This is a genomic window from Vallitalea longa, assembly GCF_027923465.1.
GTDB lineage: Bacteria > Bacillota > Clostridia > Lachnospirales > Vallitaleaceae > Vallitalea > Vallitalea longa.
In genome coordinates this window covers 1-235 of the sequence record NZ_BRLB01000102.1, presented here as the reverse complement: position 1 = coordinate 235, position 235 = coordinate 1, and the positions used below count along the sequence as shown (strand labels likewise).

Below are 235 nucleotides of genomic sequence, written 5' to 3'. Positions count from 1 at the left end.
ACTCTCCCAGGTCGTTTCCAACCAAGTACCATCGGCCGTTTATGGCTTAACCATCGTGTTCGGTATGAGAACGGGTGTTTCCCATAGACGCATCGCCACCAGAAATTTTCTGTATTCACTTTGTTTTCTTCCTTGAATACTCAACAGTGAAACAATTACTATTCTTAGTTATTGTTTTTTCCATTCTTTTCCTTATATCTTTATAAGTTAGGCCTCGACCTTCCTTATTTTCCTT

1 rRNA gene is annotated in these 235 nt (G+C 39.1%); it reads right to left on the bottom strand.

From position 1 onward, the window contains the following. Nucleotides 1-103: ribosomal RNA gene (gene rrf / locus QMG30_RS24980) — 5S ribosomal RNA — on the bottom strand; the annotation flags it as partial. Nucleotides 104-235 lie beyond the last annotated feature (132 nt).